20 protein-coding genes are annotated in these 23,401 nt (G+C 64.1%); 13 read left to right on the top strand and 7 right to left on the bottom strand.

All coding sequences use genetic code 11. The features are described 5' to 3' along the window. The first annotated feature begins 322 nt into the window (after positions 1–322). The 3 genes from ACR64R_RS26705 (at position 323) to ACR64R_RS26695 (ending at position 2,209) form a co-directional block, all read left to right on the top strand. Positions 323–760, top strand: a complete 438-nt coding sequence (locus ACR64R_RS26705; RefSeq protein WP_487359225.1) for a hypothetical protein — start codon at positions 323–325, stop codon at positions 758–760. Positions 761–943: 183 nt separating this feature from the next. Then, a complete protein-coding gene (locus ACR64R_RS26700) occupies positions 944–1,363 on the top strand; it encodes a hypothetical protein (protein ID WP_487359224.1) in 420 nt (139 codons plus the stop codon). Between the two features lie 99 nt (positions 1,364–1,462). Next, a complete protein-coding gene (locus ACR64R_RS26695) occupies positions 1,463–2,209 on the top strand; it encodes a pseudouridine synthase (RefSeq protein WP_487359223.1) in 747 nt (248 codons plus the stop codon). A gap of 13 nt (positions 2,210–2,222) precedes the next feature. On the opposite strand, the gene ACR64R_RS26690 is transcribed toward ACR64R_RS26695, so the two are convergent. Both ACR64R_RS26690 and ACR64R_RS26685 read right to left on the bottom strand, forming a co-directional pair. Beyond that, positions 2,223–2,804, bottom strand: a complete 582-nt coding sequence (locus ACR64R_RS26690) for a histidine phosphatase family protein (RefSeq protein WP_487359222.1) — start codon at positions 2,802–2,804, stop codon at positions 2,223–2,225. Positions 2,805–2,926: 122 nt separating this feature from the next. Next, complete coding sequence (locus ACR64R_RS26685) at positions 2,927–4,261, bottom strand: dicarboxylate/amino acid:cation symporter (protein WP_487359221.1); 1,335 nt, start codon at positions 4,259–4,261, stop codon at positions 2,927–2,929. Positions 4,262–4,497: 236 nt separating this feature from the next. Between ACR64R_RS26685 and ACR64R_RS26680 the strand changes: the two genes are divergently transcribed. The 3 genes from ACR64R_RS26680 to ACR64R_RS26670 all read left to right on the top strand — a co-directional run bounded on the left by ACR64R_RS26680 (position 4,498) and on the right by ACR64R_RS26670 (position 8,284). After that, on the top strand, positions 4,498–6,363 hold the full coding sequence (locus tag ACR64R_RS26680) for an ATP-binding protein (protein WP_487359220.1): 1,866 nt from the start codon (positions 4,498–4,500) through the stop codon (positions 6,361–6,363). Then, the gene (locus ACR64R_RS26675; RefSeq protein ID WP_487359219.1) at positions 6,360–7,712 is read left to right on the top strand and encodes a sigma-54-dependent transcriptional regulator; all 1,353 of its coding nucleotides are present in this window, start codon (positions 6,360–6,362) and stop codon (positions 7,710–7,712) included. Before ACR64R_RS26680 ends, ACR64R_RS26675 begins: the two co-directional genes overlap by 4 nt. A gap of 224 nt (positions 7,713–7,936) precedes the next feature. Continuing rightward, the gene (locus ACR64R_RS26670) at positions 7,937–8,284 is read left to right on the top strand and encodes a hypothetical protein (RefSeq protein ID WP_487359218.1); all 348 of its coding nucleotides are present in this window, start codon (positions 7,937–7,939) and stop codon (positions 8,282–8,284) included. Between the two features lie 4 nt (positions 8,285–8,288). Here ACR64R_RS26670 and ggt read toward each other — a convergent pair whose 3' ends face one another. From ggt to ACR64R_RS26655, 3 genes are all read right to left on the bottom strand, one after another. Then, positions 8,289–10,028 carry a gamma-glutamyltransferase gene (ggt, locus tag ACR64R_RS26665; RefSeq protein WP_487359217.1) on the bottom strand — a complete coding sequence of 580 codons (1,740 nt, stop codon included), beginning with the start codon at positions 10,026–10,028 and terminating at the stop codon, positions 8,289–8,291. Positions 10,029–10,126: 98 nt separating this feature from the next. Next, positions 10,127–11,419, bottom strand: a complete 1,293-nt coding sequence (rhaI, locus tag ACR64R_RS26660; protein WP_487359216.1) for an L-rhamnose catabolism isomerase — start codon at positions 11,417–11,419, stop codon at positions 10,127–10,129. 91 nt (positions 11,420–11,510) lie between these two features. Beyond that, positions 11,511–13,613, bottom strand: coding sequence for a bifunctional rhamnulose-1-phosphate aldolase/short-chain dehydrogenase (locus ACR64R_RS26655; protein WP_487359215.1), 2,103 nt, complete (start codon positions 13,611–13,613; stop codon positions 11,511–11,513). A 189-nt stretch (positions 13,614–13,802) separates the two neighbouring features. Here ACR64R_RS26655 and ACR64R_RS26650 point away from each other — a divergent pair, with 189 nt between their 5' ends. From ACR64R_RS26650 to ACR64R_RS26620, 7 genes are all read left to right on the top strand, one after another. Further along, entirely contained in the window at positions 13,803–14,612 is an 810-nt protein-coding gene (locus ACR64R_RS26650) for a DeoR/GlpR family DNA-binding transcription regulator (protein ID WP_487359214.1), read from the top strand. A 54-nt stretch (positions 14,613–14,666) separates the two neighbouring features. Beyond that, entirely contained in the window at positions 14,667–15,662 is a 996-nt protein-coding gene (gene rhaS, locus ACR64R_RS26645; protein WP_140814717.1) for a rhamnose ABC transporter substrate-binding protein, read from the top strand. 82 nt (positions 15,663–15,744) lie between these two features. Beyond that, on the top strand, positions 15,745–17,304 hold the full coding sequence (locus ACR64R_RS26640; protein ID WP_487359213.1) for a sugar ABC transporter ATP-binding protein: 1,560 nt from the start codon (positions 15,745–15,747) through the stop codon (positions 17,302–17,304). Further along, a complete protein-coding gene (locus ACR64R_RS26635) occupies positions 17,301–18,278 on the top strand; it encodes an ABC transporter permease (protein ID WP_487359212.1) in 978 nt (325 codons plus the stop codon). The genes ACR64R_RS26640 and ACR64R_RS26635 overlap by 4 nt, the downstream gene beginning before the upstream one ends. Further along, on the top strand, positions 18,275–19,276 hold the full coding sequence (locus tag ACR64R_RS26630; protein ID WP_487359211.1) for an ABC transporter permease: 1,002 nt from the start codon (positions 18,275–18,277) through the stop codon (positions 19,274–19,276). The genes ACR64R_RS26635 and ACR64R_RS26630 overlap by 4 nt, the downstream gene beginning before the upstream one ends. After that, on the top strand, positions 19,276–19,590 hold the full coding sequence (gene rhaM, locus ACR64R_RS26625) for an L-rhamnose mutarotase (RefSeq protein WP_487359210.1): 315 nt from the start codon (positions 19,276–19,278) through the stop codon (positions 19,588–19,590). Before ACR64R_RS26630 ends, rhaM begins: the two co-directional genes overlap by 1 nt. Then, the gene (locus tag ACR64R_RS26620) at positions 19,587–20,957 is read left to right on the top strand and encodes an FGGY-family carbohydrate kinase (RefSeq protein ID WP_487359209.1); all 1,371 of its coding nucleotides are present in this window, start codon (positions 19,587–19,589) and stop codon (positions 20,955–20,957) included. The genes rhaM and ACR64R_RS26620 overlap by 4 nt, the downstream gene beginning before the upstream one ends. Positions 20,958–20,967: 10 nt before the next feature. Here ACR64R_RS26620 and ACR64R_RS26615 read toward each other — a convergent pair whose 3' ends face one another. Beyond that, positions 20,968–22,224 (bottom strand): D-amino acid dehydrogenase, encoded by a 1,257-nt coding sequence (locus tag ACR64R_RS26615; protein ID WP_487359208.1) that lies wholly within the window; start codon positions 22,222–22,224, stop codon positions 20,968–20,970. Positions 22,225–22,324: 100 nt separating this feature from the next. Further along, positions 22,325–23,320, bottom strand: a complete 996-nt coding sequence (galE, locus tag ACR64R_RS26610) for a UDP-glucose 4-epimerase GalE (RefSeq protein WP_487359207.1) — start codon at positions 23,318–23,320, stop codon at positions 22,325–22,327. Between the last annotated feature and the right edge of the window lie 81 nt (positions 23,321–23,401).

The following is a 23,401-nucleotide window of genomic DNA, read 5'->3' as shown; positions in this document are numbered from 1 at the left end:
TCGCTGAGGAGTAGACTTCTACGGGCCGTTCGCCTTCTGGAGCACTACGTTTCATCGCTCCGGGACCGAGGCCGCCCGTGCATGGTTTCAATAGGATCGATCATGGCCCCCTTCAGGAGTGATGCGGGGCCTCACAGGTCCGGAGGTACGAGGCTCCGACGACGCAAATGCAATCTCAAGACAACGCTCATATGCGAATGTTGTCAGGGCCCGGGCCGCCTGGCCCGGAATGAGTTTCCGCATACTCGTCGATTGTAGATTCTCCTTTCTTGGTCGTCCTCCGGTGCTAGGGCAAACTGCCCTTGGGCTGTCAGGAGGAGAAATGAGAGCACGCACGGCAACGGTCGGAGACCTGGAGGACGTTTTCCGCAGCCTGTCCAAGCGAGTGTCGGACGAATACGCAGCGGCCGGAAAGGACAGCAAAAGCGCCTACGACAATCTGATGATGAACCTGAAGGAAGGGCGGGCCCATGCTCTCGTGCAGGGCGATAGGACCGTCGCGATCATCGCCTGGCATGAGCAGGCGGATGCCGCCGACACGCTGTTCGCCGCGCGCGAGGATTTCTTCATCGCAGCCACGGTACGCTTCTGCAAGCGGCACATTCGCCATGTCCAGGCGCTTGCCGGCAACCTTCCGATCCATTCGCTCAGCTGGCTCGAGGGGCCTGACGTCGCGAGATGGTTCCGCGCGATCGGCTATATCGACCGGGGGCGTAAGAACGGCGCCACCTTGTTCGAGCTGCCGCCGGCCAACGGCTGACCAAGCGAGGCCGCCATCGCCGGCCAATAGAGCGGCTTGCGCGAAAATCCGATTGGAAAGATTGTAGGCGCAGGCAGCCGGGCAATCCGGCACGCCGGATGGGGATGGCTGGAAAAAGAGATGCCGCGCCTCTGCCTTGCGCTTGTCGCCCTCGCTGCCCTGACGAGGCCGTCGGAGGCTGACATGCGTGCGTCCCATCTTTTCGACCGACCCGACCTGGCCGCGGCCTATTCGGGTGAATCCGATCTGATCACCGCCTACTCGAGCGGCATGGCGCGCTATCGGCTCCAATACTCGGGCGACGCGACCCGGTTCGGCCTGGCGGCGCCGCTCGAGCCTCGGCTGCTGCGACCCGAATTCCAGCAACGGACCTGGCGCGCGGCGGATGGCAGCCTGCTGCAGGGCTTTGCCGGCAAGGGTGGCTTTCGACTGACCACGGGAAATTGCGTGGCCCGCATCTGCACGGCCAGCGAGTGCAGCGAAGCCGGCTGGCCGATCTATGCCTGCAGCGACGGGCGAAAGCGCAAGATGTCGGTCAAGAGCTTCGTGACGGCCACATTCGACGGCGTCTCCTACCGGCGATTGAGCGCGCCACCGGAATGAATTGACGACCCGAACCGCACAACAATGGAACCGCTTGCGCCCCTCTCGCCAAGCGTGGCATCGGTTGCGGCGTTCCGGGCAAGTTCGAAGACAGAGACCGTGGCACGCCAACCCGACCGACGATCCGCAACCCCAAAGGTCAGCCTTGCCCGAGCGCTCTCCAAGCTCGGTTTCTGCTCGCGCACGCAGGCCGAGCGTCTCGTCGCCGAGGGGCGAGTGCAGGTCGGCGGCAGGACGGTGCGCGATGCCTTGCTGCGCATCGATCCCGATCGCGACCGCATCACCGTCGATGGCGAGCGCGTGGCGGCCGAGCGCAGGGTTTATCTCATGCTCAACAAGCCGCGCGGACTGGTCACCACGCGGGAGGACCCCGAAGGCCGCGGCACGGTCTATGATTGCCTGCAAGGGCTCGATCTGCCTTTCGTGTCGCCGGTCGGCCGGCTCGACAAGGCAAGCGAGGGTCTGTTGCTGATGACCAATGACACGCGCTGGGCGAACAGCCTGCTCGATCCGGCCTCGCATGTCGCCAAGACCTATCACGTTCAGATCGACGCTACGCCCGACGAGGCGATGCTGGAGCGCTTTCGTCAAGGTTCTGTCGTCGACGGCGAATTGCTCACCGCAAGCTCGGTCGGGCTGCTGCGCAGCGGCGGGCGGACCGCCTGGCTGGAGATCATGCTCGAAGAGGGGCGCAACCGGCAGATCCGCAGGCTGCTCGGCGCTTTCGACATCGAGGTGCTGAGGCTGGTCAGGGTAGCGATCGGCGGTCTTCAGCTTGGCGAGCTTGCCAAAGGCAAGGCGCGGCATCTGTCGGCGGAGGAACTGACGATGTTGGGCGGCGGCTAGCTTCCGGCGATCGCTATTTCTGGTTCCACCGCCGGATGACCGGCTCCGTCAAGTCGTGCTCGTAGCCGAGCATGCTGAGGCTGGCGGTATCGAGTACGAAATGCTCGCCGCCTTCCGGCGGCAGACCGACCCAGCGCGCCGCGAAGACACGCAGGAAATGCGAGCTGGAGAAGATGAGCACATTGCCGGCAACCGCGCGCAGCCCGGCTATGACGGCGTCCGCCCGGGCGCCGACATCGGCCGCCGTCTCGCCGTTCGGGCAACCGTCGCGAAACAACTGCCAGCCAGGGCGCTTCGACAGGATCTCCTTCGTCGTCACGCCTTCGTAAGCGCCGTAATCCCATTCCTGCAGCTCCGGCCTCTTGACCGCGCCCTCGCCGAAGCCGGCGAGCCGGCAGGTGTCGAAGGCACGCCGCGAGGGGCTCGACCAGACCGCCTGGAACGTCAGGCCCTTGAGCCGATCGGCCACGCCGCGCGCGGCCTCCTCACCCTTGGCGGTCAGAGGGATATCGGTACGTCCGGTGTGCCTGCCCGACGCGCTCCATTCGGTCTCGCCATGGCGGACCACGTAGATTTCGGGAAATGCACTGCTCATCGACCGCCCTCTCGGCTGAATATTTCGCCGAGAATCCGGCTCGCGCAGCCTATGCGGCGACCGGCAAAAAGAACAGGCCGCGGCAGAGCCGCGACCTGTTCGGCATCGGGAGGATGCGCGGATCAGGCCGGCTGCAAACCACCTGATAGCGCGAGGTCCGCCTCTTCCGGCAACTGGCCGGCCATGGCGGCGGCAAATTTGGTCTGGTCGAGCTCGCCTTCCCAGCGCGCCACGACGATGGTTGCGACCGCGTTGCCGACGAAGTTAGTGAGCGCGCGGCATTCCGACATGAAGCGGTCGACGCCGAGGATCAGGGCCATGCCGGCAACCGGCACAGAAGGCACCACCGACAGCGTGGCGGCCAAGGTGATGAAGCCGGCGCCGGTGATGCCCGCGGCACCTTTCGAACTCAGCATGGCGACCAGCAAGAGCAGGATCTGGTCGCCGAAGGTGAGCGGCGTGTCGGTCGCCTGGGCGATGAACAGAGCCGCCAGCGTCATGTAGATGTTGGTGCCGTCGAGGTTGAAGGAATAGCCGGTCGGGATGACCAGGCCGACCACCGAACGGTTGCAGCCGGCGCGCTCCATCTTGGCCATCAGGCCGGGAAGCGCCGCCTCGGACGACGAGGTACCGAGCACCAGGAGCAGCTCTTCCTTGATGTAGCGGATCAGCGCGAGGATGGAGAAGCCGTTGTACCATGCGACAGTGCCCAGAACGACGAGCACGAAAAGCAGCGATGTCAGATAGAAAGTCCCGATCAGCATGGCGAGGTTCGCGATCGAACCGATGCCGTATTTGCCGACGGTGAAGGCCATGGCGCCGAAGGCGCCGATGGGTGCTGCCTTCATCAGGATGGCGACGAGGCGGAAGACCGGCGAGGTCAGCGCCTGCAGGAAATCGACCACGGGGCGACCACGCTCGCCGACCAGCGCCAGCGCGATGCCGAACAGCACCGAGAAGAACAACACCTGCAGGATATCGCCCTGCGCGAAAGCGCCGGTGATGGTGTCGGGGATGATGTTCATCAGGAAGCCGACGATCGAAGTGTCATGCGCCTTCTCGGCGAAGGTCGCGACCTTCGAGGGGTCGAGCGTGGCCGGGTTGATATGCATGCCGGCGCCGGGCTGGATGACGTTGGACACGACAAGGCCGACGACGAGAGCCAATGTCGAGAAGACGAGGAAATAGATCATCGCCTTGCCGGCGACGCGGCCGACCTTGTGCAGGTCGGAGACACCCGCGATGCCGGTCGCCACCGTCAGAAAGATCACCGGCGCGATGACCATCTTGACCAGCTTGATGAAGGCGTCGCCCAGCGGCTTCAGCGAGGCGCCCAGGTCGGGATAGAAATGTCCAAGCAGGATGCCGGCGGCGATCGCCACCAGGACCTGCACATAGAGATGCCGGTAAAAGGGAAGCTTGCCGCGCGGTTCGGCGGCGGCGATTGCTGTCTGCATAACATCCTCCGTTCAGCCCCGATCGAACGAGCTCGACCTCCCTGGGGCTATTGACCTCCACAGCCTCGCGGCTGCTGCGAAAGTATTTGCAACGCGCGTGCCAGATGATGTCGGGTCTCTCCGAACGCTGATTTTTCAGGCTTTTTTGAACCGAACATAGGTGCGTTTGAGAGCTTTCGTGCGGTTATCCGCATAGATCGAATTGCACTTTGTGCGAAATCATGCACAGATGCGGCATGCTGCAACGCCCTGCCGCTACCCTCGCCTCGACGCCCGAACTGCTCGCCGGGCAGGCGCGGCGCGCCTGGCTGCTGTTCGCGGCGGTGGCGCTGGCGATCATCGCGGCAGCGCTTTACGGCGCCGGCGTTTATGGCCGTTCGACCGAGATCGAGGCTTTAGCCGCGCAAGGGCGCACCGACGCCAACCTCAAGGTCGCGCTGTTGCGCGCGGTGCTGGAAAATCCGCGCGCGCTGCCGCTGCTCCTGTCGGAAGACCAACAGGTGCATGACGCGCTGAGCGAGCGCAGCCCTGCCTCGATCGACGTGCTCAACCGCAAACTCGAAGGGCTGGTGTCCGGCACCAAGGCCTCGGTGCTCTATGTTACCGGCACGGACGGCATGGCGATCGCCTCCAGCAACTGGCGCGAACCCGTGAGCTTCGTCGGCAACGACTATGGTTTTCGCGCCTATTTCTCCGGCGCGATGGAAACAGGCACGGCCGAATATTTCGCGCTCGGCAATGTCAGCAAACGTCCGGGTCTCTACATCTCGCGCCGCGTCGACGGCGCTTCGGGGCCGCTGGGCGTCGTCGTGGTCAAGATGGAGTTCGACCAGCTCGAGGCGGACTGGCACGAAGCGAACCGGCCGGCCTATGTCAGCGACGCGCATGGGGTGGTGCTGATCACCAGCGTGCCCTCCTGGCGCTTCATGACGGTCGCGCCGCTGGCCGCTCCGGTCACGGCCGAGATCCGCGCCAGCCAGCAATTCGGCAATGCGCCGCTGGTGCCCTTGCCGATTACCAAACCGCAACCGCTCAACCCCGATGTCGCGCTTGTCCATGCCATCACGCCCGGCGGCAGCGATGCGGAATATCTGCGGCTTTCGACCGCCGTGCCGTCGACACCGTGGCGGCTCGACTATCTAGTGCCAGCCGAAGCGCCGGTCGCGGCGGCGCAGCGCGAAATGCGGCTTCTGGCGCTCGGTGTCCTCGTGCCGCTCATTGCCTTTGCCGCCTATCTGTTGTGGCGCCGGCAATCCGGGCAGATGCGGATTGCCGCCGAACAGGCCGCGCGTGCAGAGCTCGAGCGGCGGGTCGTCGAGCGCACCCGGGACCTGAGCCTGGCGCGCGACCGGCTGCAGGCCGAGATCGCCGACCATCGCAGCACAGAGGCGAAGCTGCAGGTGATGCAGCAGGAGCTGGTGCAGGCCAACCGGCTTGCCACCCTTGGCCAGGTTGCCGCCGGCGTCGCCCATGAAATTAACCAGCCGGTAGCCACGATCCGCGCCTATGCCGACAATGCGCGCGTGTTCCTCGAACGCAAGCAGAGCGCCCCGGCCGAAGAAAACCTCGGCGCCATCGCCGCGCTGACCGAGCGCATCGGCGCAATCACCGAGGAGCTCAAGGCTTTTGCCCGCAAGGGGAGGACCGCGGCCGAGCCCGTCGAATTGCGCAGCGTGATCGAGGGCGCCGTCGTCTTGCTCAGAAGCCGCTTCGCCGGCCGGCTGGATGCCCTGGCGATCACGCTGCCGCCATCAGCGCTGAAAGTGACGGGCAACCGGCTGCGGCTGGAGCAGGTGCTGATCAACCTGTTCCAGAACGCGCTGGAGGCGCTTGAAGGCCGAGACGGCGCGCGGGTCGAAGTCAGCGCCGCCGAAACCGGCGAGGGCGTGGCGCTGACCGTTTCCGACAACGGCCCGGGCATCCCGCCCCCGATCCTGAAGTCGCTGTTCACGCCCTTCAACACCTCCAAGGAAAAGGGGCTGGGCCTCGGCCTCGTCATCTCCAAGGACATCGTCGCCGACTATGGCGGCCGGATCGAAGTGGCAAGCAGCGACCAGGGAACACGCTTCACCATCCATCTTTTGAAGGCCAGCGCCGCATGACCAAGTACGATCCAGCGCCGGTCATCCTGATCGACGACGACAGCGATCTGCTCAAAGCGACCAGGCAGACGCTGGAACTTGCCGGCTTCACGGTGTCAGCCTACCCGGCGGCAAGGGAAGCGCTGGCCGCGCTCGACAGGAATTACGCCGGCGTCGTCGTGTCGGACATCCGCATGCCGGAGATCGACGGGCTGCAGCTTTTCGATCGCGTGCTACGGCTCGACCCTGATATCCCCGTCATCCTGGTCACCGGGCATGGCGACATCGCCATGGCCGTCAAGGCGATCAAGGACGGCGCCTACGACTTCATCACCAAGCCTTTCGCCGCTGAGCGGCTGGCGCAGAGTGTCGCGCGAGCGGCGGAGAAGCGCCGGCTGGTGATGGAGAACCGCGCCTTGCGCGAGGCGGCCGAGCAGGCGCGGGAGGGATTGCCGCTCATCGGCCAGACGCCGGCCATGGAGCGGCTGCGCCGGACGTTGAGGCAGATCGCCGACACCGACGTCGACGTGCTGGTGACCGGCGAGACCGGTTCCGGCAAGGAGGTGGTGGCTGGCCTGCTGCACCGCTGGAGCCGTCGCGCCAAGGGTAATTTCGTGGCGCTTAATTGCGGAACGCTGCCGGAGACGGTCATCGAAAGCGAATTGTTCGGCCACGAAGCCGGCGCCTTCACCGGCGCGCAGAAGAAACGCGTCGGCCGCATCGAGCATTCGAGCGGCGGGACCCTTTTCCTCGACGAGATCGAAAGCATGCCAGCCGCAACGCAAGTGCAGATGCTGCGCGTGCTCGAAATGCGCGAGGTGACGCCGCTTGGCACCAATGAAATCCGGCCGGTCGACTTGCGTGTGGTTGCCGCCGCCAAGGTCGACCTCGGTGATTCCGCCCAGCGCGGCGCTTTCCGCGAGGATCTCTACTACCGGCTCAATGTGGTGACGCTTTCGATCCCGCCGCTGCGCGAGCGGCGAGACGACGTGCCGCTGTTGTTTGGTTACTTCGCCGATCGCGCCTCCGCCCGCTTCCGGCGCGCCGTGCCGGCGACCTCGGCCGCGGTCCAACGCCATCTGAGGGAACATGACTGGCCGGGCAATGTGCGCGAACTCGCCCATTTCGCCGAACGCTTCGTGCTCGGGCTGGACGACGCTGCCGCCGCGTCTTCCCTGGCAACGGAGATCGAGACCCGGATGCCCTTGCCGGAACGGATCGATCGTTACGAAGCCGAGATCATCCGCGAGACACTTGGTCGCAACGACGGAGACGTCCGCCGCACCATCGAGGCGCTCGGCATTCCGCGCAAGACCTTCTACGACAAGCTGCAGCGGCACGGCATCGTGCGCAGCGATTTTTCCAGATAGATCAACGCAGCGGACCGACCACGCGAGGCTCTATCTCCTTGTTTTGACGCAATTCCGACCGGAAAACCCCTTCACACTTTTCCTGGAATTGCTCCAATCGTTCGGTCTTGCCCGTAAAAGCGTGGCTCGTTGGCACCAGCCGGGCCGCTAACACATCATCGCGGCGGCCTTGGCGGTTGCGCTTGGCAAGCGTTGATGGTTTGTTGCCGCTCAGCGGAGAACGAATGATGCGCGAATCCCTCGGTCAAGACGAATACGGCTCGGCCAACCCTTTCGACCCGGACGACCTGCCCAATCTCAATGCGATGGGGCCGGTGATGGGCGGCGGCAATGATTTTGAGAAATACGCGGTCGCCGTCATCATCGTCTTCGGCGCGCTGATCATCGGTGGCCTGATGGCCGCCTCCATGTCCTTCGGCCACCGCAACGGCTTCCTTTTCGCGCTGGGCGGCGCCACCTCGGCCTGGATCTCGGGCAATGCGCTGCTGCTCGACCGGCCGCGCATCTATGCGCTGTTCGTCGGCATCGCCGCCGTGATGCTGATCGCTTCGACCATCACGCTGGTCGTGTAATCCATCAATATCCGAGCGCTTCGCCGGCTGCCGCGCGGCTGTCGATGGCGCCGTTGTAGCGCGCGCCGCCGCCTTTATCGATCTCGCCGAGGCTCTTGCCGCCGACCAGGATGCCCGCGGCCTGGCCCCAGGTCTGGTCGCTCAGATCGAGATGATAGCCCATGCCTGCAAGGAGCCTCTCCGTGTCCGGCGAAAGCCCGAACGGCTCGACGTAGACGGTATCCGGCAGCCATTGATGATGAATGCGAGGCGCGTCGATCGCCTGCTGGATGTCCATGCCATGGTCGATGACGTTGACGATCGCCTCAAGCGTGATGGTGATGATGCGCGATCCGCCCGGACTGCCGATCACCATGAATGGCTGGCCATTCCTGGTCACGATCGTGGGGCTCATCGAGGATAACGGAGTCTTCCTCGGCTGGATGGCGTTCGCTTCGCCCTGGACCAGCCCGTAGAGGTTGGGCACGCCGGGCTTCTGGGTGAAATCGTCCATCTCGTTGTTGAGCAGGATGCCGGTGCCTTCGGCGACGACGCCGGCGCCGAAGGAGCCGTTCAGCGTGTAGGTGACCGCGACGGCGTTGCCGTCATTGTCGATGATCGAATAGTGGGTGGTTTCCTTCGACTCGCCGAAGCCTTTCGGCATCATGTCCTTCGAGACGCCCGCGCGGAACGGGTCGATCTTGTCGCGGATGTCTTTCGCATAATTCTTGTCGAGCAGTTTCGAGACCGGGTTGTCCACGAAATCCGGGTCACCCAGCGCCGAGTTGCGGTCGACATAGGCATGGCGCATCGCCTCGACCATGACGTGGACGGTATCGGCGGATCCCGCGCCGAGATAGGATAGCGGATAGCCTTCCAGCACGTTGAGGATTTCGCAGATGATGACGCCGCCCGAGCTCGGCGGCGGCGAGGAGATTATCTCGTAACCCCTATAGGAGCAGGTCACGGGCTTCAGCTCGCGCACGGCATATTGCTCGAAATCGCCCTTGGCGAGGATGCCGCCCTTGGCGCCGCTCGCCTTGACGATCTCATCCGCTATGGCGCCCTTGTAGAAGGCGTCCGCGCCGTTTTTCGAGATCGCCGAAAGCGAGGCGGCAAGGTCCGACTGAATGAGTTTCTCGCCAACACCATAGGGCTTGCCGTCTTTTTTCAGGAAGATGGCGGCGGCCGCCGGATCCTTCGCCAGACGCGCGGCAGCGCCGGCAAGGGATGCCGCGTCGCCCTGGTTGAGCACGAAGCCATCCTTGGCATAAGCGATTGCCGGCGCCATCAGATCCTGCCTGGACAGAGTGCCGTATTTCATGCGAGCCATCTCGAAGCCGGCGACCGAGCCCGGCACGCCGACCGCCAGATAGCCATCGAGGCTGGCGCCCTTCATCGGATTGCCGTCCTTGTCGAGATACATGGTTTTCGTCGCGGCAAGCGGCGCGCGCTCGCGGAAATCGATAAAGGTCGTGCGGCCGTCCTTCATGCGCACGGTCATGAAACCACCGCCGCCGATATTGCCGGCATTGGGATAGACGACGGCCAGCGCGTAGCCGACCGCGACAGCAGCATCGACGGCATTGCCGCCCTTCTTCAGCACATCGACGCCGACCTCCGTGGCGAGGTGCTGGGCCGTCACCACCATGCCATGTTCACCCTTGGCGGGAGCCGGTGAGGCGGCGAAGGCTATGGTCGACGGTGTGAGGGTAACTGCGAGCGAAACGGCGACGCCGATCAGCGTGCGACGGGTCAAGGGCATGGCGGTGCTCCTGGCGTTGGTACGCCTAGGAAAGACCCTGCCGGCGGACCTGTCCACCGCCAATGGCGCTGGACCAGATCAAATCGGATATCTGCCTGTCAAACGATGCCGCCACCACCGCCGGCAACCGCCGGCCGTTCCGCCGCGACCTTCGCCCGGTAGCCGGCCTCGCGATAGGCCGCGATGGGATCGACGGCGCCGCCGGTCCTCAGCCGCGCCATGGCAAGGATCGGCTCGACATCGGTGCGGTAGGCGGCTTTAAGCGTCTGCGTCGCCATCAGCGCATCATTGGCCTCCTGGAAGCCTTCGAGCGCCTTCCGGTCGACCAGCAGGGCCTGCGCGTAAGCGCGCTGCACCTCGACCGCCGACAGCATCAGGCTTTCGATCGGATCGGTGACGTTGTGGCTTTGGTCGAGCATGTGCGCCGGATGGAAGTCCTTGGCCCCGGACAGTTCGGCATCGACCAGTTCATTGAAGACGAGGAACAGCCGGTAGGGATCGATCGAGCCGGCGTCGAGGTCGTCGTCGCCATATTTGGAATCGTTGAAGTGGAAGCCGCCGAGCTTGCCGAACTGGATCAGCCGCGACACGATCATCTCGATGTTGACGTTGGGCGCGTGATGGCCGAGGTCGACCAGGCAGAAGGCCTTGTCGCCGAGCTCTTTGGCGATGATGTAGTTGGTGCCCCAGTCCTGCACGACGGTCGAATAGAAGGCCGGCTCATACATCTTGTGCTCGGTGAACAGCCGCCAGTCGTCCGGCAGGCCGGCATAGATCTCGCGCATGGCCTCGAGATAGCGATCGAAGGCTTTTGCGAAATTCACCTGGCCGGGGAAGTTCGAGCCGTCGCCGATCCATACCGTCAGCGCCTTCGACCCTAGCGTCTTGCCGATCTCGATGCATTCGAGATTGTGCTCGACCGCCTGCCGGCGCGTGCCGGCATCGGCATGCGACAGCGAGCCGAATTTGTAGGAGAGCTTCTGATCCCTGGCATCGGAGAAGGTGTTGGAATTCATCGCGTCGAAGCCGAGGCCGAAGCGCGAGGCCGCCTGCTTCAACCGGTTCGGATCGGCCTTGTCCCATGGAATGTGAAGCGAAACGGTGGGTGTGGCGCGCGTCAGCTGGCTGATGACGGCGCAGTCCTCGATCTTGTCGAAGATGTCGCGCGGTTCGCCCGGGCCTGGAAAACGGGCAAAGCGGGTGCCGCCGGTGCCGACGCCCCAGGAGGGGATCGCCACAGCGAATTTCTCGACCTTGTCGCGGATGGCGTCGATGGCGATGCCGCGCCGGTCGAGGCGCTCGCCAAGCGAGGCGTAGTCGCGCTCGAGGTCTGCTTTGCGCGCGGCGTTATGGCTGGCGACGAGATCGGCGCGGATAATCGTTTCGGACATGCAATTCCTCCCAGAACTCGTTGGCTGGCGCCCGGCCCCTCAACTGCCCTTCGGGCACCTTCTCTCCGTAAAAGGGAGAAGGGACGTGCGCCTAGCGCGTAAAGCTTTGCGCGTTGCCAGCGTCGACGTTGACGATGTTGCCGGTCGACTTCGCGGACATGTCGGAGGCGAAGAAGTAGATCGCTTCGGCGATATCCTCCGGGAAGACCGAGCGCTTCAGCATCGAGCGCGAGCGATAGTGCTCCTCCAGGTCGTCGGTAGACATCTTGTAGGCGGCGGCGCGCTGTTCCTTCCACTCGCCGGTCCAGATCTTCGAGCCGCGCAGCACGGCGTCCGGATTGACGACGTTGACCCTGATCTGCGCCTCCGCCCCTTCAAGAGCCAGGCAGCGGGCGAGATGAATCTCGGCCGCCTTGGCCGTGCAATAGGCCGAAGCGTTCGGCGAAGCCGCGAGCCCGTTCTTGGAGGCGACGAAGACGACATTGCCGCCGATCTTCTGGGTACGGAACAGCCGGAAGGCCTCGCGCGAAACCAGGAAATAGCCTGTGGACAGGATATCCATGTTCCGGTTCCACAACGATAGGGTCGTTTCCTCGATCGGCGCCGACGACGCCAGGCCGGCATTGGAGACCAGGATGTCGACCCCGCCGAACTCGACCGAGGTTTCGGCGAAACCGGCGACAACCTGGTCCTCCGATGTCACATCGATCCGCAACGGACGGACGAAGTCTTTTCCGAATGCCTTCGACAGTTCGTCATTGGCACTGGCCAAAGCCGCCTCGTCGATGTCGGCCAGCACCACGCAGGCACCTTCGCGCAGCAGCCGGTTCGCGGTGGCGCGGCCGATGCCGCCGGCACCGCCGGTGACCAACGCGATCTGCCCGGCCAGCGCCTTCGGCTTCGGCAGGCGCTGAAGCTTTGCTTCCTCGAGCTGCCAGTATTCGATGTCGAAGGCTTCCTGGGCCGGCAGGCCGACATAGGACGAGACCGTCGAGGCGCCACGCATGACGTTGATGGCGTTGACATAGAACTCGCCGGAGATGCGCGCCGTCGCCTTGTCGCCGGCGAAGGTGAACATGCCGACGCCGGGCATCAGATAGACCACGGCATTAGGGTCGCGGATGGCGGGCGAATCCGAATGCTTGCAGGCGTCGTAATAAGCCTGGTAGCCGACGCGGTATTCGGCAATGTCGTCGGCCAGCCTTGCGATGACGGCGTCGATATCGGGCTTTGCCGGATCGAACTCGATCACCAGCGGCCGGATCTTGGTGCGCAGGAAGTGGTCGGGGCAGGACGTGCCGAGCGCCGCCAGCGGACGCAAATCCCTCGAATTGACGAATTCGAGCACGGCCGGCTGGTCGTCGAAATGCCCGAGCTTGTGGCTCTTTTCGGAAATCAGGCCGCGGATCCTCGGCATCAATCTGGCCGCGATGGCGCGGCGCGCGGGGGCGTCGAGCGCCTTCACCGCCTCGCCGCCGAAGATAGCCACGCCTTCCGACCGGCGCTCGAACCAGTCGATCGCCTGGTTGATCACCGAGATGGTGGTCCCGTAGCATTCCTTGGGCGTGTCGCCCCAGGTGAACAGGCCGTGGCTTTCCAGCACGACGCCCTTGGCCGCGGGGTTGTCGATGCAGAATTTCTCCAGCCAAAGGCCAAGCTCGAAGCCAGGCCGCTTCCACGGCAGCCAGCCGATCGCGTCGCCGAAGATTTCCTTGGTGATCGCCTTTGAATCCTTGGCGGCGGCGATCGCGATGATGGCATCGGGATGCATGTGATCGACGCAGGCCTTCGGCACATAGGCGTGCAGCGGCGTGTCGATCGAGGCCGCGCGCGGATTGAGGTTGAAGGTGCAGTGGGGCAGATACTCCACCATCTCGTCCTCATGCTCGACGCCGCGATAAAGACCTTTGAGCGCGCGCAGCTTGTCCATGTAGAGGGTAGCGAAGCCGTCAAGCTTGATCGAAGCGCTGTCGCCGCCCGACCCCTTGACCCACAGCACTTCCACCTCCTCGCCGGTCAGCGGGTCCTTCTGCCAGACCTTGGACGAGGTGTTGCCGCCGCCATAATTGGTGACGCGCTTGTCGGATCCGAGTGTGTTCGAGCGATAGACCAGGAGCTCGGGACCGCTCATCCCTTCGGCTTTCGCATCGTCCCACAGATTGGCGAGGCGCGAGCCGGAGCGCTTGTCGAGCATGGATATCCTCCCTTGGAGCGCGAACGCCGCGCCCCTCATTTCTCGCCCGGGAATGTCTACGCAAGCGCCGCGCTTGTCAATCACAAACGGTCAATATCAATCATATTGCACTGCACAATGAAAATATATGATCGGAAATGATTGACACTGCGCGTTTTCTAAGGCCTGATGCTTTGGCAGGGAGGAACCATGCACGAGAAAGAGCGCCACAGGATCATTCTGTCCGCCGTCCAGGAAAAGCCTGTGGTGACGGTGCAGGAGATGGTCGAGCTGACCGATTCCTCCGAGGCGACGATCCGGCGCGATATCGCGGCGCTGCATGTCCAGAAGCGCCTGCGCCGGGTGCGCGGCGGCGCCGAGGCGATCTCGCCGCCGCAGTTCATCGGCCTTGCCGGCCGCCCCTTCTCCGTCAACGAGACTCTGAACGCCGCGCAGAAGCGGGTAATCGCGCGCGAAGCGGTGAACCTTTGCACGGATGGTGAGCCGATCATCATCAATGGCGGCACCACCACCTTCCAGATGGTGCATTTCCTGACCGGCCGCCGCATGCCGATCTTCACCAATTCCTTCCCGATCGCCGAGCATCTGCTCAAGCACTCCAAGAACACGGTGATGCTGTCGGGCGGCACGATCTACCGCGAGCAGAACATCATCCTGTCGCCCTTCGACAACGACGTGACGCGCAACTTCTATGCGCGCCGCATGTTCATGGGCGCGCAGGGGCTGGGGCCGCTCGGGCTGATGGAAGGCGACCCGCTGCTGATCCAGGCGGAGCAGAAATTGATCGACCAGGCCGACGAACTGGTGGTGCTGGTCGATTCCTCGAAATTCCGCATGCGCTCCAGCCTGATCCTGTGCGGGCTGTCGCGCATCGCGACCGTGATCACCGACGAGGGCATCGAGGACCGCGAGGCCAAGATGCTGGAAGACGCGGGCGTGGCGCTGATCGTCGCCCGCAAACAGTCAAGCGACAAGGAAGAATCTTCACTGCAGGCCTGAGGGAACTCACGCCCGCGGCGGCGATGGAATGCAACGCTCAAGGGAGGATGTTCGATGAGCTTATTGAAGAAACTGCTGGTCACGGCGGCCTTTTCCGCCGCCATGTTCGTGAATGCCGCCTATGCCGAGAACGTCAAGATCGCGCTGGTGGTGAAGTCGCTCGGCAACGGCTTCTTCGACGCCGCCAACAAGGGCGCCGAGGAAGCGGCCAAGGAGCTGGGCGATGTCGACGTCATCTATACCGGCCCGACCAAGGCTACCGCCGAAGCGCAGATCGAGGTGATCAATTCGCTCATCGCGCAAAAGGTCAACGCCATCGCCGTTTCGGCCAACGACGCCGATGCGCTTGTGCCGGTGCTGAAGAAGGCGATGGAGCGTGGCATCACGGTGATTTCGTGGGATTCCGGCGTCGCCAAGGAAGGCCGCCAGCTCCACCTCAACCCGTCCGACACCGGGCTGATCGGCGAGACCATCATCAAGCTTGCCGCCGACTACCTGCCGGAAGGCGGCGACGTCGCGATCCTCTCGGCGTCCTCGACGGCGACCAACCAGAACGCCTGGATCGAAGCGGCCAAGAAGGTGCTGCCGGAGAAGTTCCCGAAGATCAAGCTGGTCGCCACCGTCTATGGCGATGACGACTCGGCCAAGAGCACGGACGAGGCCAAGGGCCTGTTGAAGTCCTATCCGAACCTCAAGGCGATCATCGCGCCGACCACCGTCGGCGTCGTTGCCGCCGCGCAGGTCGTCACCGACGAGAACCTGATCGGCAAGGTCAATGTCACCGGGCTCGCGCTGCCGTCGGAGTTCAAGAAGTTCATCGACAACGGCGCCAGCCAGGCGGTCGCGCTGTGGAACCCGATCGACCTTGGCTACTCGGCGATCTACCTCGCTCATGACCTCGCCGTGAAGAAGGAAGAGGCCAAGCCCGGCGCCACGCTGTCGATCGGCCGCGTGGGCAAGGTGACGCTCGACGACACCAACTCGGCCGCGATGGCTCCGCCCTTCCAGTTCGACAAGACCAACATCGAGAAGTTCTCCAAGATCTACTGATCCTGGTCGACTCCAAGCTCATGCGGCGGGACAATTGTCCCGCCGCATCTTCAAACGGACCTTCTCAGGGCCTGATACGGATATGGACACGACAGCCCAGCGCAAAGCGGGAATTGAGCGGCCCGAGCCCTCTGGCTCTTCGCAAAGCGCCTCTCCCCGCCTGACGCTTTCAAGCATTTCCAAGAGTTTCCCGGGCGTCCGCGCCCTGCACAATGTCAGCCTCTCGCTTTACCCTGGACAGGTGACGGCGCTGATCGGCGAGAACGGCGCCGGCAAGTCGACGCTGGTCAAGATCATGACCGGCATCTACCAGCCCGATTCCGGCGAGATCGGCATCGACGGCGTGGCCACGGCGCTGCCCAGCGCGCATGCCGCGTTCGGCCACGGCATCACCGCCATCCACCAGGAAACCGTGCTGTTCGACGATCTCTCGGTCGCCGAGAACATCTTCCTTGGCCATGCGCCGCGCACCCGTTTCGGCACCATAGACTGGCGCACCATGCGCAAAGATGCCCGCGAGGTGCTGGAGACAATGCGCGCCGGCCATATCGACGCCGACGCAAGGCTGAAGGACCTCGGCATCGCCAACAAGCATCTGGTGGCGGTGGCGCGCGCGATGTCGATCGACGCGCGCATCGTCATCATGGACGAGCCGACAGCGGCGCTTTCGATGAAGGAGATCGAGGAGCTTTTCCTCTTGATCGAATTCCTGAAGAGCGAAGGCAAGGCGGTGCTCTTCATCAGCCACAAGTTCGACGAGATATACCGCATCGCCGACCGCTACACCGTCTTCCGCGACGGCGAAATGGTCGGCGAAGGGCTGCTCAAGGACACCGGTCAGAACGAGATCGTGCGCATGATGGTCGGCCGTAACGTCGACCATATCTTCCCGCGGCGCGACCCGAAGATCGGCGCGCCCGTGCTTTCCGTCTCCGGCCTGTCGCATCCTACCGAATTCGACGACATCGGCTTCGAATTGCGCAAGGGCGAGATCCTCGGCTTCTATGGCCTGGTCGGGGCGGGCCGCAGCGAGGTCATGCAGGCGATCGCCGGCATCACGCGCACCAGCCGAGGCGCCATCTCGCTCGACGGCCGGACGATCGCGCCGAGATCGGCGGCCGATTCGATCGAGGCCGGCATCGTCTATGTGCCGGAAGAACGCGGCAAGCAGGGCGTGGTGATCGGCATGCCGATCTTCCAGAATGTGTCGCTGCCGTCGCTTGCGCGCACCTCGAAATCCGGCGTGCTGAGGCTGGCGGAAGAATTCTCGCTCGCCCGCTCCTACACCGAGCGGCTCGACCTGCGCGCGTCCTCGCTCAGCCAGGACGTCGGCACGCTTTCCGGCGGCAATCAGCAGAAAGTGGTCATCGCCAAATGGCTGGCCACGACACCGAAGGTGATCATCCTCGACGAACCGACCAAGGGCATCGACATCGGCTCCAAGGCGGCCGTGCACGGCTTCATGGCCGAACTGGTCGAGCAAGGGCTTTCGGTTATCATGGTGTCGTCGGAGCTGCCGGAAATCCTCGGCATGTCGGACCGCGTCGTGGTCATGCGCGAAGGCCGCGTCGCGGCGACCTATGACAACGAAGGCCTAGACGCCGAGACGCTGGTTCGAACGGCGGCGGGAATCGCGGCATGAAGAGCTTCCTCAAATACCGCGAAATCTGGCTGCTCGCCGGCATCTTGGTGCTGATCGGCCTGATCTCGACACGCTTTCCCGGCTTCGCCGACCCCGCCAATCTGCGCCAGGTGTTCAACGACACCTCGATCCTGATGATCCTGGCGCTGGGACAGATGGTGGTGATCCTGACGCGTTCGATCGATCTGTCGATGGCGTCCAACCTGTGCTTCACCGGAATGGTGGTGGCGATGCTCAACGCCGCGCACCCGGGGATCCCGATCCCGGCGCTGATCGTCATCGCGCTCGCCGTCGGCCTGATGCTCGGCGCCATCAACGGCTTCCTGGTCTGGCGGTTGAACATTCCCTCGATCGTGGTGACGCTCGGCACGCTGACCATCTATCGCGGCGCCACCTTCGTCGTTTCCGGCGGCGCATGGGTCAATGCCGACCAGATGAGCCCCGACTTCATCAACTTCCAGCGCGCCGCGTTCCTCGGCCTGCCGGTGCTGTCCTGGATCGCCATCATCGTGATCGCGCTGTTCTTCCTGGTGATGACGCGAACGCAGATCGGCCGTTCGATCCACGCCATCGGCGTCAACCCGACCGCCTCGGTCTATGCCGGCATCGACGTCGGCCGCACCAAATTCATCGTCTTCTGCATTTCCGGCATGATCGGCGGGCTCGCCGGCTATCTGTGGATTTCGCGCTACGTGATCGCCTCGGTCGAGGTCGCCAACGGCTATGAGCTCAACATCATAGCCGCCTGCGTCATCGGCGGCATCTCGATCGCCGGCGGCATCGGCTCGGTCGGCGGCGCGGTGCTGGGCGCGCTGTTCCTCGGCATCATCTCCAACGCGCTGCCGGTCATCAACATCTCGCCCTTCTGGCAGATGGCGATCTCGGGCAGCGCCATCATCCTGGCCGTGGTGCTCAATGCGCGCGGCGAGCGCCGGCAGGGCCGTATCATCCTGAGAAAGGCGGAAGCGGCATGACCGACACCCCTGCCCTGCGCCGCATCCCCGACCGGCTCGACAAGCCGCTTTCCTCGGCGATCTTCTCCTGGGAAGCGCTGCTGGTCGTCATCGCGGTCCTCATCTTCGCGGTGAACAGTTTCGCTTCGCCCTATTTCCTCGATCCGTGGTCGCTGTCGGACCTGACCTTCAACTTTACGGAAAAAGGCCTGATCGCGCTTGCGATGGCGCTGCTGATCATCTCGGGCGAGATCGATCTGTCGGTCGCGGCGATCGTGGCTTTAGCCTCGACGATGATGGGCATGGCGGTGCAGGCCGGCGCCGGCACGCCGGTGCTGGTTCTGATCGGTATTGCGGTAGGGTTCGGCTGCGGCGCCTTCAACGGGCTGCTCGTCACCCGCCTCGGCCTGCCTTCGATCGTCGTCACAATCGGCACGATGAGCCTGTTCCGCGGCATCGCCTTCATCATCCTCGGCGACCAGGCCTACAAAGGCTATCCGCAAAGCTTCGCCTTCTTCGGCCAGGGTTACGTCTGGTGGGTGTTCTCGTTCGAGCTGGCGCTGTTCCTCGTCGCGGCGCTGATCTACTGGTTCGTGCTGCACCGCACGAGCTTCGGCCGGCGCGTCTTCGCCATCGGCAACAATCCGGTCGCCTGCCAGTTCTCCGGCGTGCGCGTTGCCCGCATCAAGTTCATCCTGTTCTGCCTGACCGGGCTGATGTCGGGCATTGCCTCGGTGCTCATCACCTCGCGGCTCGGCTCGACGCGGCCATCGATCGCGCAGGGCTATGAGCTGGAGGCCATCACCATGGTGGTGCTGGGGGGTGTGTCGATCCTGGGCGGCGCCGGCTCGATCCTCGGCGTCGTGCTCGCTGCCTTCATCATGGGACTGGTGACGTTCGGCCTCGGCCTGCTCAACGTGCCGGGCATCGTCATGTCGATCTTCATCGGCCTATTGCTGATCATCGTCATCGCGCTGCCGATCGTCTGGCGGCGGCTGCGCGAAGGGCGCTTCGCCTGATGGAGAAATACGCCTTCAAGATGAAGCTCAATTCCGGCATGAAGGCCGAGTACAAGCGCCGCCATGACGAGATCTGGCCTGAGCTGGTCTCGCTGCTGAAAGAGGCCGGCGTCTCCGACTATTCGATCCATCTCGACGAGGAGACCAGCATCCTGTTCGGCGTGCTGTGGCGGCGTGACGATCATGGCATGGCCGATCTGCCGAAGCACCGCGTGATGCAGCGCTGGTGGGCGCATATGGCCGACGTCATGGAGACCAGGTCCGACAACGAGCCGGTGGCGGTGCCGCTGGAAACGATGTTCCATATGGAATGAGGGTCCCTCGTACAATCGCCGTCATCGATATCGGCAAGACCAACGCCAAGGTGGCGCTGGTCGATCTCGGCACGCTGAGCGAGATTGCGCTGCGCCGCAAGGCGAACGAGCCGTTGCGGCAGGCACCCTACCCGCATCACGATGTCGAGGCGCTGTGGACGTTCATCCTTGACAGCCTTACCGACCTCAACCGCGAACGGCGGATCGATGCGATCTCGATCACCACGCATGGCGCGACCGGCGCGCTGGTCTATGGCTCGGGTGAACTGGCGCTGCCGGTGCTCGATTACGAATTCGACGGCCCCGACCAGCTTGCAGCCGACTATGACGCCGTGCGTCCGCCCTTTGCCGAGACCGGCACGCCTCGGCTGCCGATCGGCCTCAATCTCGGCGCGCAGTTCTTCTGGCTGCAGAAGCGCTTTCCAGCTGACTTCGCCAAGGCCGCCGCGATGCTGATGTATCCGCAATACTGGGCGCTGCGGCTGACCGGCGTGGCCGCCAACGAGGTGACGTCGCTCGGCTGCCATACCGATCTGTGGAATCCCTGGGCGCCCGACTATTCCTCGCTGGTCGACAAGATGGGCTGGCGCCGGCTGATGGCGCCGGTGCGGCCGGCAAAGGACCGGCTCGGACCTATCCTGCCGGAGCTGGCGCGACGGACGGGGCTGGATCCGCAAACCCCGGCTTTCTGCGGGCTGCACGATTCCAACGCCTCGCTGCTGCCGCACCTGTTGTCCGATCGACCGCCCTTCTCAGTCGTCTCGACCGGCACGTGGGTGGTGTCGATGGCGGTGGGCGGCCGGAAGGTCGAGCTCGACCCGGCGCGCGACACGCTGGTCAATGTCAATGCGCTCGGCGATCCGGTGCCGTCGGCGCGGTTCATGGGCGGACGCGAGTTCTCGCTGCTGACCGAGGGCCGGCCACAGGAATGGAGCGAAGGCGATGTTGTGGCCGTGCTGGGGCGCCAGGTCTTGCTGTTGCCTTCCACCCAACAGGGCTCCGGACCGTTCCCGAGCCGCGCCGCGCAATGGCTCAACGCCGAAACGTTAAGCCCCGGCCAGCGCTTCGCCGCCATCTCGTTCTACCTAGCGCTGGCGACCGCGACCTGTCTGGATTTGATCGGGGGTGACGGGTTGACGACCGTCGAGGGACCATTCGCGCAGAACCCGCTTTTCATCCGCATGCTGGCGGCGGCAACGGGAAGGCCTGTCGTAGCGTCGGAGACCTCCACCGGAACCAGCATCGGCGCGGCGCTGCTTGCATCGGATGGCGCTAATATCATGAGCAAAGGCGAACGAACGGAACCTTCAGCCGAGCCCGCTTGGGGCGAATACGCGTTGGCCTGGCAGCAGGCCGTGAAACTCTAAGCCGCTCGCGTCAGCGCGCCATCCCGTAAAGCAGGCCCAGCGGATCGATCTCAGGCTTGCGGCCGGCAACAAGGTCGGTCAGGAATTTGCCGGAGCCGCAGGCCATGGTCCAGCCAAGATGGCCATGGCCGGTGTCGAGATAGAGATTGCGGTATTTCGCCTGGCCGAAGACCGGCACTGAACTCGGCATCATCGGCCGCAGACCTGCCCACAGCACGGCCTTCTTCTCGTCGAAGGCGCCAGGGAAAAGATCCTTGCCGGTTTCCAGGATGGTCCTGAAATCGGCCGGCTTGAAGCTGCGGTCGAAACCGGTGAACTCGGCTGTCGAGGACATGCGCAGGCGATTGCCCAGCCTCGAATAGCCGATCAGCCGGTCCTCATCGGCGCCACCCATGGTAGGCCCCTTGCTCTCGTCCTCCAAGGGAATCGTCGCCGTATAGCCCTTCACCGGATAGACCGGCAGATCGACGCCGTAGCGGCGGCCGAGGAGACCGCTTTCAGGCCCCATCGATATGACGACGGCATCCCCCGCCACCGGCCCCGACGATGTCATGACGGCACGCACCCGATCGCCTTCGATGTCGAGACCCTGGATCGTCGTGCCGAACAGGAATTTGACGCCGAGCTTCTCGGCCCCAAAGGCGGCGAGCTGGTCTACGAATTGCTTTGAATCGCCGGTCTGGTCGATCGGCGAATAGATGCCGCCGGCGATCTTCTCCTTGACCCCGGCAAGGCCAGGCTCCAGCTCGATCAGGCGCTGGCGGTCGACGACCTCGATCGGCAGGCCTTGCTCGCCGAGATAGCGATAATTGTCGGTGCCGGTGTCGAGGCTCTTTTGCGAGCGAAAGAAATAGAGGATGCCCTTCTTGCGCTCGTCGTAATGGATGCCGGTCTCCTCGGAGAGTTGATTGATGCAGTCGCGCGAATAGAGCGCGAGCCTGAGCTTGACCTGCGTGTTAGCGCGCAGCCGCGCCACGGTGCATTCGCGCAGGAAACGCAGGCTCCAGGCATAGAAATACGGATCGAGGCGCAGCCTGACCTTGATGCCGAGGTCGTGGTTCCAGAGCGCTCGCAGGAAGGTTTTCAGGGCGGCGGGCGAAGCCCATGCGGTGGCATCCCCGGGCGACACCAGACCGGCATTCGACTGGCTGGTGCCGCGCGCAGCAGCCTCATGGCGCTCGATCACCGTAACCTCGTGACCATCCTTTGCCAGATAATACGCGGCCGCCGTGCCAACCGCGCCGGCGCCTAGAACCAGGACCTTCATGCCGCCCTCAAGGATCGTATCGGGCGGCGCGCTTCTGCGTACCGCTCCGGCTATCCCTTAACGCGTCTGCGGAGGCCGCACGAGCCCTTGGCCCAATAGGTCAGCTTCTCACGGAGTTCTTGCCCGTCAGGATGCGCTCCCAGGCCAGCGCGTCGTTGACGATCAGGTCCAGATCGTCGCGTTGCGGCGTCCAGCCTAACTCCTTGCGGGCAAGCTCGGAATTGGCGACCACGGCGGCGGCATCGCCCGGCCGGCGGTCGCCCATGCGCACGTCGAAATCATGGCCGAAGGCGCGGCGCACGCTATCGATTACTTGGAGCACGGAATAGCCATGGCTGTAGCCGCAATTGGCGACGAGGCTCGCGCCGCCACCACGCAGCCGCTGGAGCGCCAGCCGGTGCGCGGCGGCCAGATCGCTGACATGGATGTAATCGCGCATGCAAGTGCCGTCCGGCGTCGGATAATCGGTGCCGAAGACCTGCATGAACGGGCGCTTGCCGAGCGCGGTCTCGCAGGCGACCTTGATGAGATGCGTCGCGCCGGGCGTCGACTGACCGGTGCGGCCCTTGGGATCGGCGCCGGCAACATTGAAATAGCGCAGCGCCGTATAGCGGATGTCGTGAGCGAGGCCTGCGTCGCGCAGCATCCATTCGCTCATCAGCTTGGAAAGGCCGTAGGGCGATTCCGGGGCCAGGCGGGCATCCTCGCGCACCGGCTCCAGCCCGGCGCCGCCATAGACGGCGGCGGTGGAAGAGAAAATGAAATGCGGCACGCCCTCGCGCACGGCGGTTTCGATCAGCGTGCGGGTCTTGCAGGTGTTGTTCTCATAGTAGCCGAGCGGGTCGGAAACCGATTCCGGCACCACGATCGAGCCGGCGAAGTGGATGATGGCGTCGACCTTGTTTTCTCGGATTATCCGGGCGACCAGGTCGCGGTCGGCCACATCGCCGACGACGAGTTTCGCTTCGGGGGCCACCGCCCATTCGAAACCGGTGGAAAGCCGGTCGAGCACCACGACGCCCTCGCCGGCGTCCAGCAGCTCCCAGACCATGTGGCTGCCGATATAGCCGGCACCGCCCGTCACCAAAACCGTCATCATCTACCTCGCTGATCAAGATTTATCGGAAACTGTCTCAACAGCCCCCGCGCTGGAAACCCCGCCGCAAGCCTGTATTGT

The sequence above is a fragment of the Mesorhizobium sp. MC2-1-1 genome, assembly GCF_057597255.1.
Note: the sequence above shows the minus strand (reverse complement) of the source record. Positions and strands in the feature narration are given on the sequence as shown.

Excerpts from the sequence above, each read along its gene's own strand:
- ACR64R_RS26705 (WP_487359225.1), top strand. The coding sequence starts at position 323 with ATGAGAGCACGCACGGCAACGGTCGGAGACCTGGAGGACGTTTTCCGC.
- ACR64R_RS26700 (WP_487359224.1), top strand. The coding sequence starts at position 944 with ATGCGTGCGTCCCATCTTTTCGACCGACCCGACCTGGCCGCGGCCTAT.
- ACR64R_RS26690 (WP_487359222.1), bottom strand. The coding sequence starts at position 2,804 with ATGAGCAGTGCATTTCCCGAAATCTACGTGGTCCGCCATGGCGAGACC.
- ACR64R_RS26685 (WP_487359221.1), bottom strand. The coding sequence starts at position 4,261 with ATGCAGACAGCAATCGCCGCCGCCGAACCGCGCGGCAAGCTTCCCTTT.
- ACR64R_RS26680 (WP_487359220.1), top strand. The coding sequence starts at position 4,498 with ATGCTGCAACGCCCTGCCGCTACCCTCGCCTCGACGCCCGAACTGCTC.
- ACR64R_RS26675 (WP_487359219.1), top strand. The coding sequence starts at position 6,360 with ATGACCAAGTACGATCCAGCGCCGGTCATCCTGATCGACGACGACAGC.
- ACR64R_RS26670 (WP_487359218.1), top strand. The coding sequence starts at position 7,937 with ATGATGCGCGAATCCCTCGGTCAAGACGAATACGGCTCGGCCAACCCT.
- ggt (WP_487359217.1), bottom strand. The coding sequence starts at position 10,028 with ATGCCCTTGACCCGTCGCACGCTGATCGGCGTCGCCGTTTCGCTCGCA.
- rhaI (WP_487359216.1), bottom strand. The coding sequence starts at position 11,419 with ATGTCCGAAACGATTATCCGCGCCGATCTCGTCGCCAGCCATAACGCC.
- ACR64R_RS26655 (WP_487359215.1), bottom strand. The coding sequence starts at position 13,613 with ATGCTCGACAAGCGCTCCGGCTCGCGCCTCGCCAATCTGTGGGACGAT.
- ACR64R_RS26650 (WP_487359214.1), top strand. The coding sequence starts at position 13,803 with ATGCACGAGAAAGAGCGCCACAGGATCATTCTGTCCGCCGTCCAGGAA.
- rhaS (WP_140814717.1), top strand. The coding sequence starts at position 14,667 with ATGAGCTTATTGAAGAAACTGCTGGTCACGGCGGCCTTTTCCGCCGCC.
- ACR64R_RS26640 (WP_487359213.1), top strand. The coding sequence starts at position 15,745 with ATGGACACGACAGCCCAGCGCAAAGCGGGAATTGAGCGGCCCGAGCCC.
- ACR64R_RS26635 (WP_487359212.1), top strand. The coding sequence starts at position 17,301 with ATGAAGAGCTTCCTCAAATACCGCGAAATCTGGCTGCTCGCCGGCATC.
- ACR64R_RS26630 (WP_487359211.1), top strand. The coding sequence starts at position 18,275 with ATGACCGACACCCCTGCCCTGCGCCGCATCCCCGACCGGCTCGACAAG.
- rhaM (WP_487359210.1), top strand. The coding sequence starts at position 19,276 with ATGGAGAAATACGCCTTCAAGATGAAGCTCAATTCCGGCATGAAGGCC.
- ACR64R_RS26620 (WP_487359209.1), top strand. The coding sequence starts at position 19,587 with ATGAGGGTCCCTCGTACAATCGCCGTCATCGATATCGGCAAGACCAAC.
- ACR64R_RS26615 (WP_487359208.1), bottom strand. The coding sequence starts at position 22,224 with ATGAAGGTCCTGGTTCTAGGCGCCGGCGCGGTTGGCACGGCGGCCGCG.
- galE (WP_487359207.1), bottom strand. The coding sequence starts at position 23,320 with ATGACGGTTTTGGTGACGGGCGGTGCCGGCTATATCGGCAGCCACATG.